We start from the raw sequence: 15388 nt of genomic DNA on the forward strand, positions 1-15388 counted from the left end.
TTGGGAGGCTCCAGCGCTTGTCGGACCTAAACGGGTCACTTCCGCTTTTCTTTTTTATAATAGACTAGTTTTCTGGTCATACTTTAAGGAAAGGGGCGATGTGATGAAGACGATTTTGATTGCGACGTTAACGGGCTCTATTGTTGGGCTTGTTTTTGCGTTTTTGAAGCTGCCGATTCCGGCTCCTCCGGCGTTTGCGGGTGTGGCGGGGATTATTGGAATTTATCTTGGGTTTAAGGCCTACAATTTTCTTTCGGGTTTTTGGTCACTTTAGTAATTAAAATGGAGAAGGGGGTGGGCAAATGCCTTATCTTAATTTAAGAAACATTATGCATTATTATGAAGATGAGGGGAGCGGTCTTCCGCTTATTTTTCTACATCCCCCTGGAATGGGACACGTTGTTTTTCATGAACAGCGTATGTTATCACGTTACTTTAGAGTGATTGTTTATGATATGCGAGGGCATGGCTATACTTCGAAAGGACAGGACCCCTTATCCATATCGCTGCTTGGGGATGATTTGAAAGAATTTGTTGATGCACTTGAGATACCAAAAGCGATTTTCATCGGCTATTCAAGTGGAGGGAGTGTTGTGCAGGACTTCGCGATTAAACACCAGCAGCGAGTAGCAGGTATTATTTTGTGCGGAGGATTTTCAGAAGTGAATGACGTTCTTCTTGATCTAGAGTTCAGAGCAGGATCTACTGTTGCCCATAACCTGAAACTGCTATCATGGATCTTAGCAAAAAGTCACGCTAAAACGATAGCGGAATTTCAGTATTTAAAAGCGTATGCGAATAAGACCGATGTGGAGTCGTTAAAGCAGTTTTATGAAAAAGGTCGTGTGTATTCCTGTACAAAAAAACTGAGCACGCTCCGTGTTCCGTTTCTTCACCTGTCCGGAGAGCGAGCCTTTTACTTTCATCACTACCAACAGATTTACAAAAATATGTTACCTTTTGCCAGGATCATCCGGGTAGCTGGTGCTTTTCACGAGCTTCCAACAAAATCGTTCCGAGAATTTAATCATATTGTGAGAAATTTCGTTACTTCCATTGAATCGAACCACCAGTAAGACGCTTGACGCCACGGACTGCTGAAAGATCTTCAACCAGTTTGAGTGCTGCAAGGTCTTTTTTCTTTGCTTCAATCATGATATCAGCATCTTCACCATATTCCTTCAACATGTTGATAAAGGGAAGAGCGAACTCGCTATCCACATAATCTGCGTGACTGCGATAAGCTTTTTCTGATTTAGGTGAGGAGAGGTGAAATTTTGGTTGTTGGCCCCTTGATTTCCATGTCTCGTGTACACGCAGTAAAAAATCTTCCGGAAGCCCATCGCCTGGATTCGCCATATGATGATGGTAATCAAAAATAAATGGCACCCCGGTTCGTTCACATGCTTCAAGGGTTTCCTTAGCTGTATAGGTCTTGTCATCATTTTCAAGCGTCACATGTGAGCGAATCTGGTCAGGGATCGTATCAAAGTTCACGTAAAATCGTTTGAGCGTTGCTTTTTTATCACCGTATGCTCCGCCAATATGGATATTTGCTATCGCACGATTATCAAGCCCCATCGCTTCAAGCATTGTTACGTGGTAATCAAGGTCACCGATCGCATTCTCTGTTACGTGCTGCTTCGGGCTAGTGAATAGCGTAAACTGGTTTGGGTGAAAGCTAACGCGGAGTCCATGCTTTTTAACTAGCTTTCCAATTTCCGCGAATAGATCTTTGAAAGGATGTATGTATTCCCACTTTGCTTCAGGATGGGTCGCAAGCGGGACAATAGAAGACGACATGCGGTATAACTCTATTTCGTGGGCAATATTGTAATGAAGTGCCCTTAACGTGCTTGAAAGGTTACGTTCTGTAATCGTGTGGAGCTTCGCTTCCTGTTCCTCCTTTGAGAGCTTGGACCAGCTTGCGAACGTCATTGTCCTAGCAGGTGACGCTTCATAAAGGGCAAGTGCATTTGAAACGTAGCCGAAACGCAATTTCATATAAAGGCATTCCTTTCTGAACTGTGGATGATGGACATTTCCCTGTACAAGTGAAATGAAACGATAAATAGCACATTCGCCGTTAAAGAAATGGACTGAGAAGACGGGCGATTGGATCAAGCAAACGGTTTCCGATTGTTCGCTTTTTTAGTCGATCAAGATCAAGGCGTTCTGACTGCAGCAGATCCATTTTAATGACTTTTTTAATGGTCTTTAAAACCTCTGGACATTCGAGAATACAGTTAATCTCCCCATTAATGTGAAAGCTCCGCTGATCAAAATTAGCGGTTCCAATGTCACAGATACGGTCATCAATGATCATGACCTTCGCATGGTAGAAGCCGTTCATATATTGATAAACCTTGCCTCCAGCCTGGATAAGTTCAACGAGGTAGTGAAAAGAAGCTTCTTTCACAAGTGGATGGTCTGCTTTCATTGGGAGAATCAAGATGACCGATACCCCGCGTTTTATAGCGTTCAGCAGGCTGTTTTGCACCATTCGTCCAGGAATATAATAAGGTGTTCCAATTACAATGGAACTGGTTGCTCCATCAATGTATGAAGAGAATGACTCTTCTCCACCGCTCCCATTCGTTATATGAAACTTAACCGAAGCGTGGTTTCCGGTAGGGAGAGGGGTGTAGATGTGATCGTCAATGACTTCATTTTCTGCTTGCCAATCAACTAGAAATTGATGCTGAAGGTCGTTCACTGCTTCACCGATCACACGTAGATGATAATCTCTCCAATACCCGAATTTAGGATCTTTTCCTGCATATTCATTACCTGCATTAAAACCGCCAATATATCCAATTTTCCCATCAATAATAGTAATTTTACGGTGGTTACGTTCATTGAGTGTTGTGAAAATACGGGGAAAATAAATTTTTCTAGAATAAGAAAAACGAACACCGCTCGCTGTCATTCTTTGAATGGTTTTTTTCTTCAATCCATGACTACCAGCCAAGTCAGCAAGAACTATAACGCGTACTCCCTGAGACGCCTTTTCGCAAAGGTGATCGATGACACGCAATCCCGTTTCGTCATCTCTAAAAATATAAAACATCATGTGAATATGACGTTCAGCAGCATCGACATCCTTTAGTAGCATCTCGAAAAAGTCTTCGCCATCAGCGATAAAGTCAATCTTTTCTGTTGTCGAGTGGCGAGAGATAGAGAGAGAGTTTCGTCTTTTTCTGGCACCGAGAACGAGATCTACAATGGCCCATAAGACCATACCTATAATGATTGCGAATCCTAAACCCATCTAACACCCCTCCGATCTATATGAGTCGTATTAGTTTGTCCTAAAGTAGAAAAAAGTAAAATTTTTTCTCTGACTGAATGCTCATTCAGCGTCTTTTGTGTTATACTAAAGTCAGAAAATTACTTTCATTCTGACTTAAAAGCGTTTTCATATAGAAAAGCGTGCTAACAAGAAGGAATGACACGAAAGGAGAGGTTTGCCAACATGGATGTTTTATTGATCGCTAACTGGATTGCTTTCATTCTTGTAACCGCTTACGCATTGTTTTTGTTTGGGTATGTTGTAAAAACTCGATACGAATACATTAAGCTCGGGAAGAAAGCAGAGTTTGATCATTCCATGAAAGAACGACTGGAAGCGATTCTAGTCAAAGTATTCGGGCAAAAGAAATTATTAAAAGATAAGAAGAGTGGAACCATTCATGTGATGATGTTCTATGGTTTCCTTCTCGTTCAGTTCGGTGCAATTGATATGGTGATCAAAGGCCTTGCACCGGAGTCACACCTTCCCCTTGGACCTTTCTATCCAGCCTTCACATTCTTTCAGGAGTTAGTAACGCTAATGATTTTGACGGCCGTAATCTGGGCTTTTTACCGTCGCTATATCGAAGCGATTGCACGTCTTAAAAAGGGATTTAAAGCTGGATTAGTCCTTTTATTTATTGGATTGTTGATGATTTCGGTTCTGTTTGGAAATGGAATGGAAATAATCTGGCATGACCTTGAATATTCGTGGAGTGCACCTGTCGCTTCAGGAATCGCATTTCTCTTTTCCTGGATTAATGAGACAGCTGCTATTGCACTATTTTTCTTCTTCTGGTGGATTCACCTTCTTGTTCTCCTAACATTCATGGTGTACGTTCCACAGTCCAAGCACGCACACTTAATCGCTGGACCGGTAAACGTCTTTCTTGGTCGTACGAACAAGGTTGGACAGCTTTCCTCCATCAATTTTGAAGATGAAAGTCAGGAAACATACGGTGTTAATACGATTGAGGACTTTAATCAGAAGCAGCTTGTTGATCTATATGCCTGCGTCGAATGTGGCCGCTGTACCAACATGTGCCCGGCTACAGCGACAGGTAAAATTCTTTCACCGATGGATTTAATCGTAAAGCTTCGTGACCATCTAACTGAGAAGGGGGCAGCGGTGACGTCAAGAACCCCGTGGATGCCAGCCTACGCCTTTTCAAACACGGCTGGAAATCAGCTTGCATACCAAGCCCGCGGCCAGCAAGAAACGGCAGCAACTTCTGAAGGCCTTGTAAACGATGCGTTAATTGGTAGCGTTATCACGGAGGAAGAAATCTGGGCTTGTACGACATGCCGTAACTGTGAAGATCAGTGTCCAGTTGAGAACGAACACGTGGATAAGATTATCGATATGCGTCGTCACCTTGTGTTAATGGAAGGTAAGATGGATAGCGATGTGCAGCGAGCTATTACGAACATTGAACGTCAGGGTAACCCCTGGGGCATTAGCCGCAAAGAGCGTGAGAACTGGCGCGATATGCGTGATGACATCGTTGTACCAACAGTTAAGGAAAAAGAAAAAGCAGGCGAAGAATTTGAGTACCTTTTCTGGGTTGGCTCAATGGGATCCTATGACAATCGCAGTCAAAAAATTGCCGCTTCATTCGCGAAAATCATGAACGAAGCAGGCATCTCTTTCGCAATCCTTGGTAATAAAGAGAAGAACTCTGGCGATACGCCAAGACGCGTAGGGAATGAGTTCCTATTCCAGGACCTCGCTCAAAAGAATATCGAAACGTTCCAGAAGCATAACATTACGAAAATCGTTACGATCGACCCTCACGCTTACAACTCATTGAAAAATGAATACCCGGAATTCGGACTTGAAGCAGAGGTTTATCACCATACAGAACTATTGTATGACTGGATTAAAGCAGGAAAACTGAAACCGGAGCACGAAGTAAACGAGAGAATCACTTATCATGATTCCTGTTACCTTGGTCGCTATAATGAAGTGTATGATCCACCACGCGAAATTCTGCGCAGCATCCCTGGTGTAGAAGTGATCGAGATGGATCGTAACCGTGAAAACGGCATGTGCTGTGGCGCAGGTGGCGGTCTGATGTGGACTGAGGAAGATACTGGTTCTCGCATCAATGTGACAAGAACCGAGCAAGCGCTAAGCGTAAAACCTTCCGTAATCGGAAGTGCATGTCCGTATTGCTTAACAATGATGAGCGATGGAACGAAGGCGAAAGAAGTAGAAGAAGAGATTGCAACACTTGATATTGTGGAAATCCTTGAACGCTCTATTGTACAGAAGTTTGTGCAGTAGAAATTTTACGAAGATGATAGATAAGGTGAACTTTTTTCGAAAGGGTTAGCTTATGTCGGTTTTTCTCCACCAGCATGAGCTCTTTCCTTTGTTGCTTTACAGATAAGGTGAGCGAGCGTTCAGTCGCATTTTGCAGAATAATGATAGCGGTTACAAAAAGAGGAGGATGTTAAATATGGGGAAAACAGTCATTGTGAGTGGTGTTAGAACGCCTTTCGGAAGATTTGGTGGGGCGTTAAAGTCATTGGAAGCATCTAAGCTTGGTGGAACAGCTATTAAAGAAGCGTTGAAACGAGCGGGCATCGACCCTTCCGATGTGGGTGAAGTCATTATGGGTTCTGTACTTCAGGGAGGTCAAGGGCAGATTCCTTCTCGTCAGGCAGCAAGGCACGCAGGTATTCCCTGGGAAGTAAAAACAGAAACAATTAATAAAGTGTGCGCATCAGGACTTCGCAGTGTGACACTTGCGGATCAAATCATCCGATCTGGTGATGAAGAAGTGATTGTAGCGGGTGGCATGGAGTCGATGAGCAATGCTCCTTACATTATGAAAGATGCACGCTTTGGCATGCGAATGGGCGATAAGCCGATTGTCGATTTAATGGTTCATGATGGTCTGACCTGTTCCTTTGACGGCTGCCATATGGGTGTCTACGGAAATTCAACCGCAGAAGAATATGAGGTTTCAAGAGAAGAACAAGACGCTTGGGCATTCAGAAGTCAGGAGCGAGCGGTGAAAGCAACAGAAGAAGGCATTTTTGCAGAGGAAATTGTGCCTGTTGAAGTGCCGCAGCGAAAAGGTGATTCGGTCGTTGTGGAGCACGATGAAGCACCGCGAAAAGGCACGACAACGGAGCAGCTGGGAAAGCTAAAGCCTGTTTTTGGAGCTGAAGGTACGATTACAGCAGGCAATGCCCCGGGCGTAAACGACGGAGCTGGAGCACTTGTCCTCATGTCTGAAGAGCGTGCTGCAAAAGAAGGCAAAGAGGTAATGGCGACGATCATTGCTCATACGGCGATTGCGCTGGAAGCGAAGGATTTTCCTAAGACACCGGGTCTAGTGATTAATGAGCTACTAAAGAAAACTGGAAAAACGCTTGAAGAAATCGATCTTTTTGAAATTAACGAAGCTTTTGCAGCCGTTGCGCTGACAAGCGGGAAAATTGCTTCGCTTGATGAAGAAAAGGTAAACGTGCATGGCGGTGCAGTAGCTCTTGGACATCCAATTGGAGCAAGTGGTGCAAGAATTTTAATCACACTTATCCATGAATTGAAGCGACGGGGTGGCGGCACAGGCATTGCAGCTATCTGCAGTGGTGGCGGCCAGGGCGACGCGATTATGGTGCAGGTATAAAATAAAGGAGGAATGATTGTGGAAATTAAAACAGTGATGGTGATCGGTGCCGGACAAATGGGTGCAGGGATTGCCCAGGTATGTGCAGCGTCCGGTTACACCGTATATCTTAATGATCTAAAACAGGAGTTTATCGATAAAGGACTTGTAAGAATAGAGAAAAATCTTTCAAAACAGGTATCCAAGGAGCGCATCACTCAAGAGGATTTAAACGGAACGATGGAGCGTTTAAAGCCTACAACTGATATCCACGATGCAAAAAAAGTTGACATTGTCATTGAGGCAGCGGTTGAAAACATGGAAGTGAAGGGCAATCTTTTCTCTCGTCTGGATGAAATTGCAGAGGAGCACACGATCCTCGCAACGAACACTTCATCACTACCAATTACAGAAATCGCAGCCGCAACGAAGCGACCTGAAAAAGTGATCGGGATGCATTTTATGAATCCGGTTCCTGTTATGAAACTTGTTGAAATCATTCGTGGCCTCGCTACAACGGATGAAAGTTATCAGGCAGTTGAAAAGTTGGCCATTGACCTCGGGAAAACAGCGGTAGAAGTAAATGATTTTCCTGGATTCGTTTCAAACCGTATTCTTATGCCAATGATCAACGAAGCGATTTACACGGTTTATGAAGGTGTGGCATCACCTGATGATATTGATAGCGTCATGAAGCTCGGTATGAATCACCCGATGGGGCCATTAACACTTGCAGATTTTATCGGACTTGATACGTGTCTCTATATTATGGAAACGCTTCAAGATGGATTTGGTGACGATAAATACCGCCCATGCCCGCTTCTTCGTAAATATGTAAAAGCAGGTTGGCTCGGACGTAAGACAGGAAGAGGCTTCTATCAGTACCAGGATTAACATCATGAGGAGGAACTAGCATGGAGCTTGTGTTTACGGAAGAGCAAAAGATGATGCAGAAAATGGTCCGTGATTTTGCCGATAAGGAAATTGCGCCAATTATTGAGAAAATGGAAGAAACAGATCGTTTTCCACGCGAGGTAATCAAGCGAATGGGCGAGCTTGGATTAATGGGCATCCCGATCCCTGAAGCCTACGGCGGTGCGGAAATGGATTATACATCTTATATTATTGCGATCCATGAATTATCAAAAGTTAGCGCAACTGTTGGAGTCATTCTATCTGTTCATACATCTGTCGGCACCCTGCCAATTCTGGCATTTGGAACGGAAGAACAGAAGCAGCGCTACATCCCCAAGCTTGCGACAGGAGAATACCTTGGCGCATTTGCTCTGACAGAGCCAAGTTCAGGTTCTGATGCGAGCAGTATGAAAACACGCGCTGTACGTGATGGTGACCACTACATCCTGAATGGTTCAAAAATCTTCATTACAAACGGCGGTGCTGCGGATACGTATGTCGCTTTTGCGAGAACGAATCCTGAAGAAAAAGGTAGCAAAGGTGTTACCGCGTTCATCATTGAGCGAGATACGCCCGGGTTCAGCGTCGGTAAGAAAGAGAAGAAAATGGGCTTAAACGGCTCCAACACCGTTGAAATTATTTTCGAAGATTGCCGTGTTCCGGTTGAAAACCGTCTTGGAGAAGAAGGTCAGGGTTTTAGGATTGCGATGGCTAACCTTGAAAGCGGCAGGATCGGAATCGCCGCTCAATCCCTTGGGATCGCTGAAGCGGCGTTAAATTACGCTACCGCCTATGCGAAAGAACGTCACCAGTTCGGTAAACCAATTGGCCAGAACCAGGGCCTTGGCTTCAAACTTGCTGATATGGCAACGGAAGTTGAAGCTGCCAAACTATTAACCTATCGCGCAGCTGATCTGAAAAACAAAGGCATCCCATGCATGCAGGAAGTATCGATGGCTAAACTTTTTGCATCCAAAGCAGCCGTTAAAGCTTCTATCGAAGCCGTCCAGGTCTACGGTGGATACGGCTATACCAAAGATTATCCAGTCGAGCGTTTGTTCAGAGACGCGAAAGTATGTGAAATCTATGAAGGAACGAGTGAAATACAGAAGATCGTCATTAGTAGGAACCTGCTCAAATAGAGAATTACGAAACTAAGCCGGGACGAAACCTGTTTTATTGTCCAAACCGACCAAAAAGGAGAGAAACAATATGAATTTCCAACTTTCAGAAGAACATGAAATGCTACGGAAAATGGTGCGCGACTTTGCTCGAAAAGAAGTTGAGCCGACTGCAGCGGAACGTGATGAAGAAGAGCGTTTTGACCGCAAGCTATTTGATCAAATGGCGGAGCTTGGTTTAACCGGAATTCCATGGTCTGAAGAGTACGGTGGCATTGGCTCTGATTATTTAAGCTACGTCATTGCAGTTGAAGAGCTTTCTCGCGTGTGTGCTTCTACAGGCGTAACGCTTTCTGCTCATACCTCTCTTGCAGGCTGGCCGTTAAATGCGTTTGGAACAGAAGAGCAAAAGCAGAAGTTCCTGCGCCCGATGGCAGAAGGAAAGCTAATGGGAGCATATGGTCTTACGGAACCTGGTTCTGGATCTGATGCAGGGGGTATGAAAACGACTGCGAAGCTTGATGGCGATGATTACATTTTGAACGGGTCAAAAATTTTCATCACAAACGGTGGCGAAGCAGAGATCTATATCGTTTTCGCTCAAACAGATAAAGAAAAGCGTCATAAAGGCATTACCGCTTTTATCGTTGAAAAAGGCACGCCAGGATTCTCAATGGGTAAAAAAGAGAAGAAGCTCGGCATTCGCTCGTCACCAACTCTTGAAATCATTTTTGAAGATTGCCGTGTTCCAGTCGAGAATCGTCTTGGCGAAGAAGGTCAGGGCTTTAAGATTGCAATGAAAACACTTGATGGCGGACGTAACGGGATTGCGGCTCAGGCAGTTGGAATTGCACAGGGTGCGCTTGATGCAGCAACGGCGTACGCAAAAGAACGGAAGCAATTCGGAAAACCAATCGGTGAAAACCAGGGAATCGGATTTAAGCTTGCTGACATGGCGACGAAGATTGAAGCTGCACGACTCCTAACGTATCAAGCGGCATGGAAGGAAAGTCAGGGACTGCCGTATGGTAAGGAATCAGCAATGTCGAAACTGTACGCCGGCGATATTTCGATGGAAGTCACAACGGAAGCTGTTCAGGTGTTTGGTGGATATGGCTATACGAAGGATTACCCAGTTGAGCGCTATATGAGAGATGCAAAGATCACGCAAATCTACGAAGGTACAAATGAAATTCAGCGTCTTGTTATTTCAAGAATGCTGATGGCTGATTAATAAGGGTGAAGGCGATGCATCCATTAGCAGAACGAATTTCAAACAAGGATGAACGTGCGCTGGCGAGAGCCATAAGCTTAGTGGAGAATGATGCGGAGGAAAAACTTGAGCTATTAAAAGATATTCACCCGATGACAGGGCGCGCACAATATATTGGTCTGACAGGCTCGCCTGGTGCTGGTAAAAGCTCGCTTGTGAACAGGCTCATTACTTACCTTAGAAAACAAAAGCTGACGGTCGGGGTAGTGGCAGTTGATCCAACAAGCCCGTTTAGCGGTGGCGCACTGCTTGGCGATAGGGTGCGGATGGCAGAGCATTTTACTGACGCAGGCGTTTTCATCCGAAGCATGGGAACGAGAGGGAGTCTTGGCGGTTTATCTCGCACAACCAAAGAAACAGTTCGCCTCATGGATGCGTTCGGATTTGATGTCATCTTAATTGAAACGGTCGGAGTCGGACAATCAGAACTCGACATTATGAAAATCGCAGACTCCATTGCAGTTGTCTTAAACCCTGGCAGTGGTGACGTGGTTCAGGTATTTAAAGCAGGCATAATGGAAATTGCTGATCTTTTTATTGTAAACAAAGCGGATCTGCCGGGGGTTCCGAAGCTTTTAGCAGAGCTTGAGAGCATGTTAGATATCGTGAAGCATGACGCACCGTGGCGTCCCCCGATTGTTCAAACTGTTTCCGTCCGGAATGAAGGACTTGAGGAAGTGTGGCAGCGACTAACCGATCATTTTGAATACAGCAAGCGTTCAGGCGAGCGGGAAGCGCGTCGCAAAACGTTTCTTGAACGGGAAGTGATAGAAGTTGTTCATGCGGAGATGATGAAGAAGCTTGTTGACCGCGAACAAGCCAGTGATAAAGGTTGGATTGAGGACGTGACGAGCGGTGCAGTGGATCCATACTCAGCTGCTGTGCAACTGCTAGATCATTATGTCGGTGAGATGATGAAGAAAAAATAATAGGAAGGGGTTGAGAAAGAGGTGAAAAAGAATGTTCCTTCCATGGTGAAGGATGAAAAGCTCATTCAGAAGAGACGAGAACAAATGATCAAGGCGGCTGTTTCCCTTTTTAAAGAAAAAGGGTTTCACAGGACCACTACAAGAGAGATTGCTCGAGTGGCGGGCTTTAGCATCGGTACCCTTTATGAATACATCCGTAAAAAAGAAGATGTGCTCTACCTTGTTTGTGACAGCATTTACGATGAAGTTCGCGAACGGCTGGAAGAGCAGTTGAAGCCGAATATTAGTGGGATTGAACGGTTAAGGCAGGCCATTCATGCGTTTTATCATGTGATGGATGATATGCAGGATGAAGTGCTTGTCATGTATCAGGAGGCTAAATCTCTTCCACGTGAAACCCTTCCATATGTATTGAAAAAAGAGCTTGGAATGGCTGAAATATTCGAAAATCTCATTCAAGAATGTGTGGCTGAAGGAAAGCTTCAGCTGACGGATGAAGAAATTTACGGTTCGGCCCATAACATTCTAGTTCAGGGACAAATGTGGGTGTTCAGACGCTGGGCGCTAAGGTCTCATTATTCGATAGAAGAATACACAAAGATGCAGGAAGCATTTCTGATTCAAGCGCTTAATCCTGTCGAAGCTAATAACGTATAGAGGAGGAAGAGCAGTGAGTGTAATCGAAACGTATAAACCGGTTCATCATGTTCGTTTTGTAACCGCTTCAAGTTTGTTCGATGGACATGATGCGTCCATCAATATTATGCGACGTATTCTGCAATCAAGCGGTGCAGAGGTTATTCACCTAGGCCATAACCGCTCTGTTGAAGAGGTTGTTAACGCAGCGATTCAGGAGGATGCTCAAGGGATTGCGATCTCATCTTACCAGGGCGGGCATATGGAGTACTTCAAGTACATGTATGACCTATTAAAAGAAAAAGGGGCACAGCATGTTCGGATTTATGGCGGCGGTGGTGGCGTGATTATACCGAAAGAAATTAAGGAACTTCACGAGTATGGCATTTCACGCATTTTTTCACCTGATGATGGAAGTGATCTTGGTCTTCAGGGCATGATCGATATGATGATCAAGGAATGTGATTTTCCAACATTTAAACAAATCGACAATCAGCTTGACCGGATCCATGAACGCGATCCACAGGCGGTATCGAGTCTGATTACGCTCGCTGAAAGCTACGGGGTGGAGCGAGAAGAAACAGCGGCAGCAGCTGAAAAGGTATTCGAAAAGCTGAAGTCGATGGCAACAGAGGCACCAGTGATTGGGATTACTGGCACCGGTGGAGCCGGGAAAAGCTCATTAACCGATGAACTTGTTCGTCGCTTTATTAATGAATTTGACAATAAAACGGTCGCTATCCTATCCATCGATCCTACAAAACAGAAAACGGGCGGGGCTTTGCTTGGTGACCGTATTCGGATGAATGCGATCCATAATGACCGCGTATTTATGAGAAGTCTTGCCACGCGTAAATCTAAAACGGAGCTGTCGCTATCGATTCGTGAAGCGCTTACCGTTGTGAAAGCCGCCGGATATGACTTGGTTATCATTGAAACAAGCGGTATTGGCCAGGGGGATGCCGAGATCGTTGAAATTGCCGATGTTTCGATGTATGTGATGACAAGTGAATTCGGTGCGCCTTCCCAGCTTGAAAAAATCGATATGATTGATTTTGCTGATTTAATTGTGATTAATAAGTACGAACGAAAAGGTTCTGAAGATGCGCTTCGTGATGTAAAGAAGCAGTATCAGCGTAGCCACATGCTGTTTGAGCAAAGTCTCGATAACATGCCTGTGTATGGGACAATCGCAAGTCAATTCAATGATCCAGGAACGAATACGCTATTTAAGGCGCTTGTTGATACGATTCATCGAAAATGCCGCAATGATTGGGCCACAGATATTGAAACAAGCGATATTGTTGAAAAGCTAAATTTAATTATTCCGCCCCAGCGCCAGCAGTACCTTCAGGATATCTCAGGCTCCGTACGTCGTTATCATGAATACGTCGAAAAGCAAGTTCAGCTTGCGCGCAAAGCCTTCCAGCTACATGGAACGATTGAGATGTTACAGGGTACAGAAGGAAATGACGAAACGATTTCGATGCTCGGAAGCATGAAAGATCAAAACATGGATGACATGCATACGGAAACGAGGAAAATCATCGAAAACTGGTCCGATGTGAAAGAGAAGTACAGCGGGAAAGAGTTTGTGACCATTATTCGAGACAAAGAAATTGTAACGGAATTAACAACAAAGAGCCTTTCCGGTCTGGATATTCCGAAAGTTTCACTTCCGAAATACGAGGATTGGGGCGAAATTGTTCGCTGGGTTCTGAAAGAAAATGTACCGGGATCATTCCCATATACAGCGGGTGTATTTCCATTTAAACGAAAAGGCGAGGATCCAAAGCGTCAGTTTGCTGGAGAAGGCACGCCTGAGCGCACGAATCGCCGCTTCCATTATCTTTCTGAGAATGAAGATGCAAAGCGACTCAGTACCGCATTTGATTCAGTAACGCTTTATGGGGAGGATCCAGACTATCGTCCTGACATTTATGGAAAAGTTGGCGAGAGTGGCGTAAGCATCTGTACGCTTGATGATATGAAAAAGCTATATGCAGGATTCGATCTTTGCGCACCGTCAACCTCAGTATCGATGACGATCAATGGCCCTGCTCCAATTATTCTAGCGATGTTTATGAACACCGCCATTGAGCAGCAAATCAATCGGTTTGAAGAGAAGGAAGGACGGAAAGCGACAGTTGAGGAGCTTGCAAACATTAAAGCGGGTACACTCAGTACGGTTCGCGGTACGGTTCAGGCTGACATATTAAAAGAAGATCAGGGTCAGAATACGTGTATATTTTCAACTGAGTTTGCCCTCAGAATGATGGGGGACATTCAGGAGTATTTCATAAATGAAAATGTTCGAAACTATTATTCAGTATCCATATCAGGCTATCATATTGCTGAAGCGGGAGCGAATCCTATATCGCAGCTTGCTTTTACACTGGCAAATGGCTTTACGTATGTTGAATACTATTTAAGTCGCGGTATGGATATTGATAAGTTTGCACCAAACTTATCGTTCTTCTTTAGTAATGGGCTTGATCCAGAGTATACGGTGATCGGAAGGGTTGCGCGTAGAATCTGGGCAACGGTCATGAGGGAGAAATATGGTGCAAATGCAAGAAGTCAGAAGTTGAAATACCATGTGCAAACATCCGGTCGTTCCCTCCATGCACAGGAAATGGATTTTAACGACATTCGGACAACGCTTCAAGGCTTAATGGCCATTCATGATAATTGCAACTCCCTTCACACAAATGCGTATGACGAGGCGGTTACGACTCCGACAGAAGAATCCGTACGTCGCGCAATGGCGATTCAGATGATTATTACTAAAGAGCACGGATTAACGAAGAATGAAAATCCGCTCCAGGGCTCCTTTATCATTGAAGAGTTAACGGATCTTGTGGAGGAAGCAGTTTTATCTGAATTTGAACGGATTAATGCACGAGGTGGGGTTCTTGGCGCAATGGAAACCCAATACCAGCGTGGTAAGATCCAAGAAGAATCCATGCATTACGAAATGCTAAAGCATAGCGGAGAGCTTCCGATTGTTGGAGTAAATACGTACAAAAACCCGAATCCACCTGCAGAAGAAGAGTGGAACATGGAACTTGCCAGAGCAAGTAAAGAAGAGAAAGAACAGCAGATTGCTAATCTGAAAAGCTTCCAGAAAGGGCATGCTGATCAAACAGACGAAGCGTTACAGCGTTTAAAGCGTGCCGCCCTTAGCAAAGGAAATATCTTCGAAGAGCTCATGGAAACAGTAAAAGTGGCAAGCCTTGGCCAAATCACAACCGCTCTCTATGAAGTAGGAGGCAAATACCGTCGAAATATGTAGACGTTTAACAACTTGTCAAACGCAACTGTTCATATTATTGTAGGAGGAAGGGACTACCCTCCTCCTTTTTTTAGGTGTTTTGGAGAAGAAACCTTTAGTTTCAATAGATTTGTTTGAAAATCGTAGCATAGATTGAGTAAATTTGTTTATAATGAGTGGTATGATTTTGATATAATATGATTTACTGTTTTATATTCAATGAATGTTGTTATTAAAACAAAAACGATTAGCTAGTTTTTTTAGTCGTTAGAACGATTTTTGCTCATTCGAGTGTAACATTAGAAAAAGAGCCAAAATCAAAATGTCAA

At 44.3% G+C, this 15388-nt stretch carries 12 protein-coding genes; 10 read left to right on the forward strand and 2 right to left on the reverse strand.

The annotated features are described in order from the left end of the window. Positions 1 to 103: 103 nt before the first annotated feature. A complete protein-coding gene (locus ABFG93_RS12545; RefSeq protein ID WP_347548367.1) occupies positions 104 to 274 on the forward strand; it encodes a XapX domain-containing protein in 171 nt (56 codons plus the stop codon). 28 nt (positions 275 to 302) lie between these two features. Beyond that, positions 303 to 1076, forward strand: coding sequence for an alpha/beta fold hydrolase (locus tag ABFG93_RS12550; RefSeq protein WP_347548368.1), 774 nt, complete (start codon positions 303 to 305; stop codon positions 1074 to 1076). On the opposite strand, the gene uvsE is transcribed toward ABFG93_RS12550, so the two are convergent. Both uvsE and cls read right to left on the reverse strand, forming a co-directional pair. After that, positions 1048 to 2004 (reverse strand): UV DNA damage repair endonuclease UvsE, encoded by a 957-nt coding sequence (gene uvsE, locus ABFG93_RS12555; protein WP_347548369.1) that lies wholly within the window; start codon positions 2002 to 2004, stop codon positions 1048 to 1050. The two genes, ABFG93_RS12550 and uvsE, sit on opposite strands and share 29 nt — an antisense overlap. A gap of 82 nt (positions 2005 to 2086) precedes the next feature. Then, entirely contained in the window at positions 2087 to 3271 is a 1185-nt protein-coding gene (gene cls, locus ABFG93_RS12560; protein WP_347548370.1) for a cardiolipin synthase, read from the reverse strand. 204 nt (positions 3272 to 3475) lie between these two features. On the opposite strand from cls, the gene ABFG93_RS12565 reads away from it, so the two are divergent. The 8 genes from ABFG93_RS12565 (at position 3476) to icmF (ending at position 15080) form a co-directional block, all read left to right on the forward strand. Further along, positions 3476 to 5578, forward strand: a complete 2103-nt coding sequence (locus ABFG93_RS12565) for a heterodisulfide reductase-related iron-sulfur binding cluster (protein WP_347548371.1) — start codon at positions 3476 to 3478, stop codon at positions 5576 to 5578. Between the two features lie 175 nt (positions 5579 to 5753). Then, on the forward strand, positions 5754 to 6932 hold the full coding sequence (locus ABFG93_RS12570) for an acetyl-CoA C-acetyltransferase (protein ID WP_347548372.1): 1179 nt from the start codon (positions 5754 to 5756) through the stop codon (positions 6930 to 6932). Positions 6933 to 6950: 18 nt separating this feature from the next. Continuing rightward, complete coding sequence (locus tag ABFG93_RS12575; protein ID WP_347548373.1) at positions 6951 to 7805, forward strand: 3-hydroxybutyryl-CoA dehydrogenase; 855 nt, start codon at positions 6951 to 6953, stop codon at positions 7803 to 7805. Between the two features lie 20 nt (positions 7806 to 7825). Next, entirely contained in the window at positions 7826 to 8968 is a 1143-nt protein-coding gene (locus ABFG93_RS12580; RefSeq protein WP_347548374.1) for an acyl-CoA dehydrogenase, read from the forward strand. Positions 8969 to 9038: 70 nt separating this feature from the next. Continuing rightward, positions 9039 to 10181: an acyl-CoA dehydrogenase gene (locus ABFG93_RS12585; protein ID WP_347548375.1), complete on the forward strand. Its 1143-nt coding sequence runs from the start codon at positions 9039 to 9041 to the stop codon at positions 10179 to 10181. A 14-nt stretch (positions 10182 to 10195) separates the two neighbouring features. Then, a complete protein-coding gene (meaB, locus tag ABFG93_RS12590) occupies positions 10196 to 11149 on the forward strand; it encodes a methylmalonyl Co-A mutase-associated GTPase MeaB (RefSeq protein WP_347548376.1) in 954 nt (317 codons plus the stop codon). Positions 11150 to 11191: 42 nt separating this feature from the next. Next, entirely contained in the window at positions 11192 to 11806 is a 615-nt protein-coding gene (locus tag ABFG93_RS12595; RefSeq protein WP_347552831.1) for a TetR/AcrR family transcriptional regulator, read from the forward strand. 13 nt (positions 11807 to 11819) lie between these two features. Then, positions 11820 to 15080, forward strand: coding sequence for a fused isobutyryl-CoA mutase/GTPase IcmF (gene icmF, locus ABFG93_RS12600; protein WP_347548377.1), 3261 nt, complete (start codon positions 11820 to 11822; stop codon positions 15078 to 15080). Positions 15081 to 15388: the final 308 nt, after the last annotated feature.

It is taken from the genome of Pseudalkalibacillus hwajinpoensis, from assembly GCF_039851965.1.
GTDB classification, from domain to species: Bacteria; Bacillota; Bacilli; order Bacillales; family Guptibacillaceae; genus Guptibacillus; species Guptibacillus hwajinpoensis_E.

What these genes read in the sequence shown, in the direction of transcription:
- ABFG93_RS12545 (WP_347548367.1), top strand. Translation starts at nt 104, where the DNA reads ATGAAGACGATTTTGATTGCGACGTTAACGGGCTCTATTGTTGGGCTT.
- ABFG93_RS12550 (WP_347548368.1), top strand. Translation starts at nt 303, where the DNA reads ATGCCTTATCTTAATTTAAGAAACATTATGCATTATTATGAAGATGAG.
- uvsE (WP_347548369.1), bottom strand. Translation starts at nt 2,004, where the DNA reads ATGAAATTGCGTTTCGGCTACGTTTCAAATGCACTTGCCCTTTATGAA.
- cls (WP_347548370.1), bottom strand. Translation starts at nt 3,271, where the DNA reads ATGGGTTTAGGATTCGCAATCATTATAGGTATGGTCTTATGGGCCATT.
- ABFG93_RS12565 (WP_347548371.1), top strand. Translation starts at nt 3,476, where the DNA reads ATGGATGTTTTATTGATCGCTAACTGGATTGCTTTCATTCTTGTAACC.
- ABFG93_RS12570 (WP_347548372.1), top strand. Translation starts at nt 5,754, where the DNA reads ATGGGGAAAACAGTCATTGTGAGTGGTGTTAGAACGCCTTTCGGAAGA.
- ABFG93_RS12580 (WP_347548374.1), top strand. Translation starts at nt 7,826, where the DNA reads ATGGAGCTTGTGTTTACGGAAGAGCAAAAGATGATGCAGAAAATGGTC.
- ABFG93_RS12585 (WP_347548375.1), top strand. Translation starts at nt 9,039, where the DNA reads ATGAATTTCCAACTTTCAGAAGAACATGAAATGCTACGGAAAATGGTG.
- meaB (WP_347548376.1), top strand. Translation starts at nt 10,196, where the DNA reads ATGCATCCATTAGCAGAACGAATTTCAAACAAGGATGAACGTGCGCTG.
- ABFG93_RS12595 (WP_347552831.1), top strand. Translation starts at nt 11,192, where the DNA reads ATGGTGAAGGATGAAAAGCTCATTCAGAAGAGACGAGAACAAATGATC.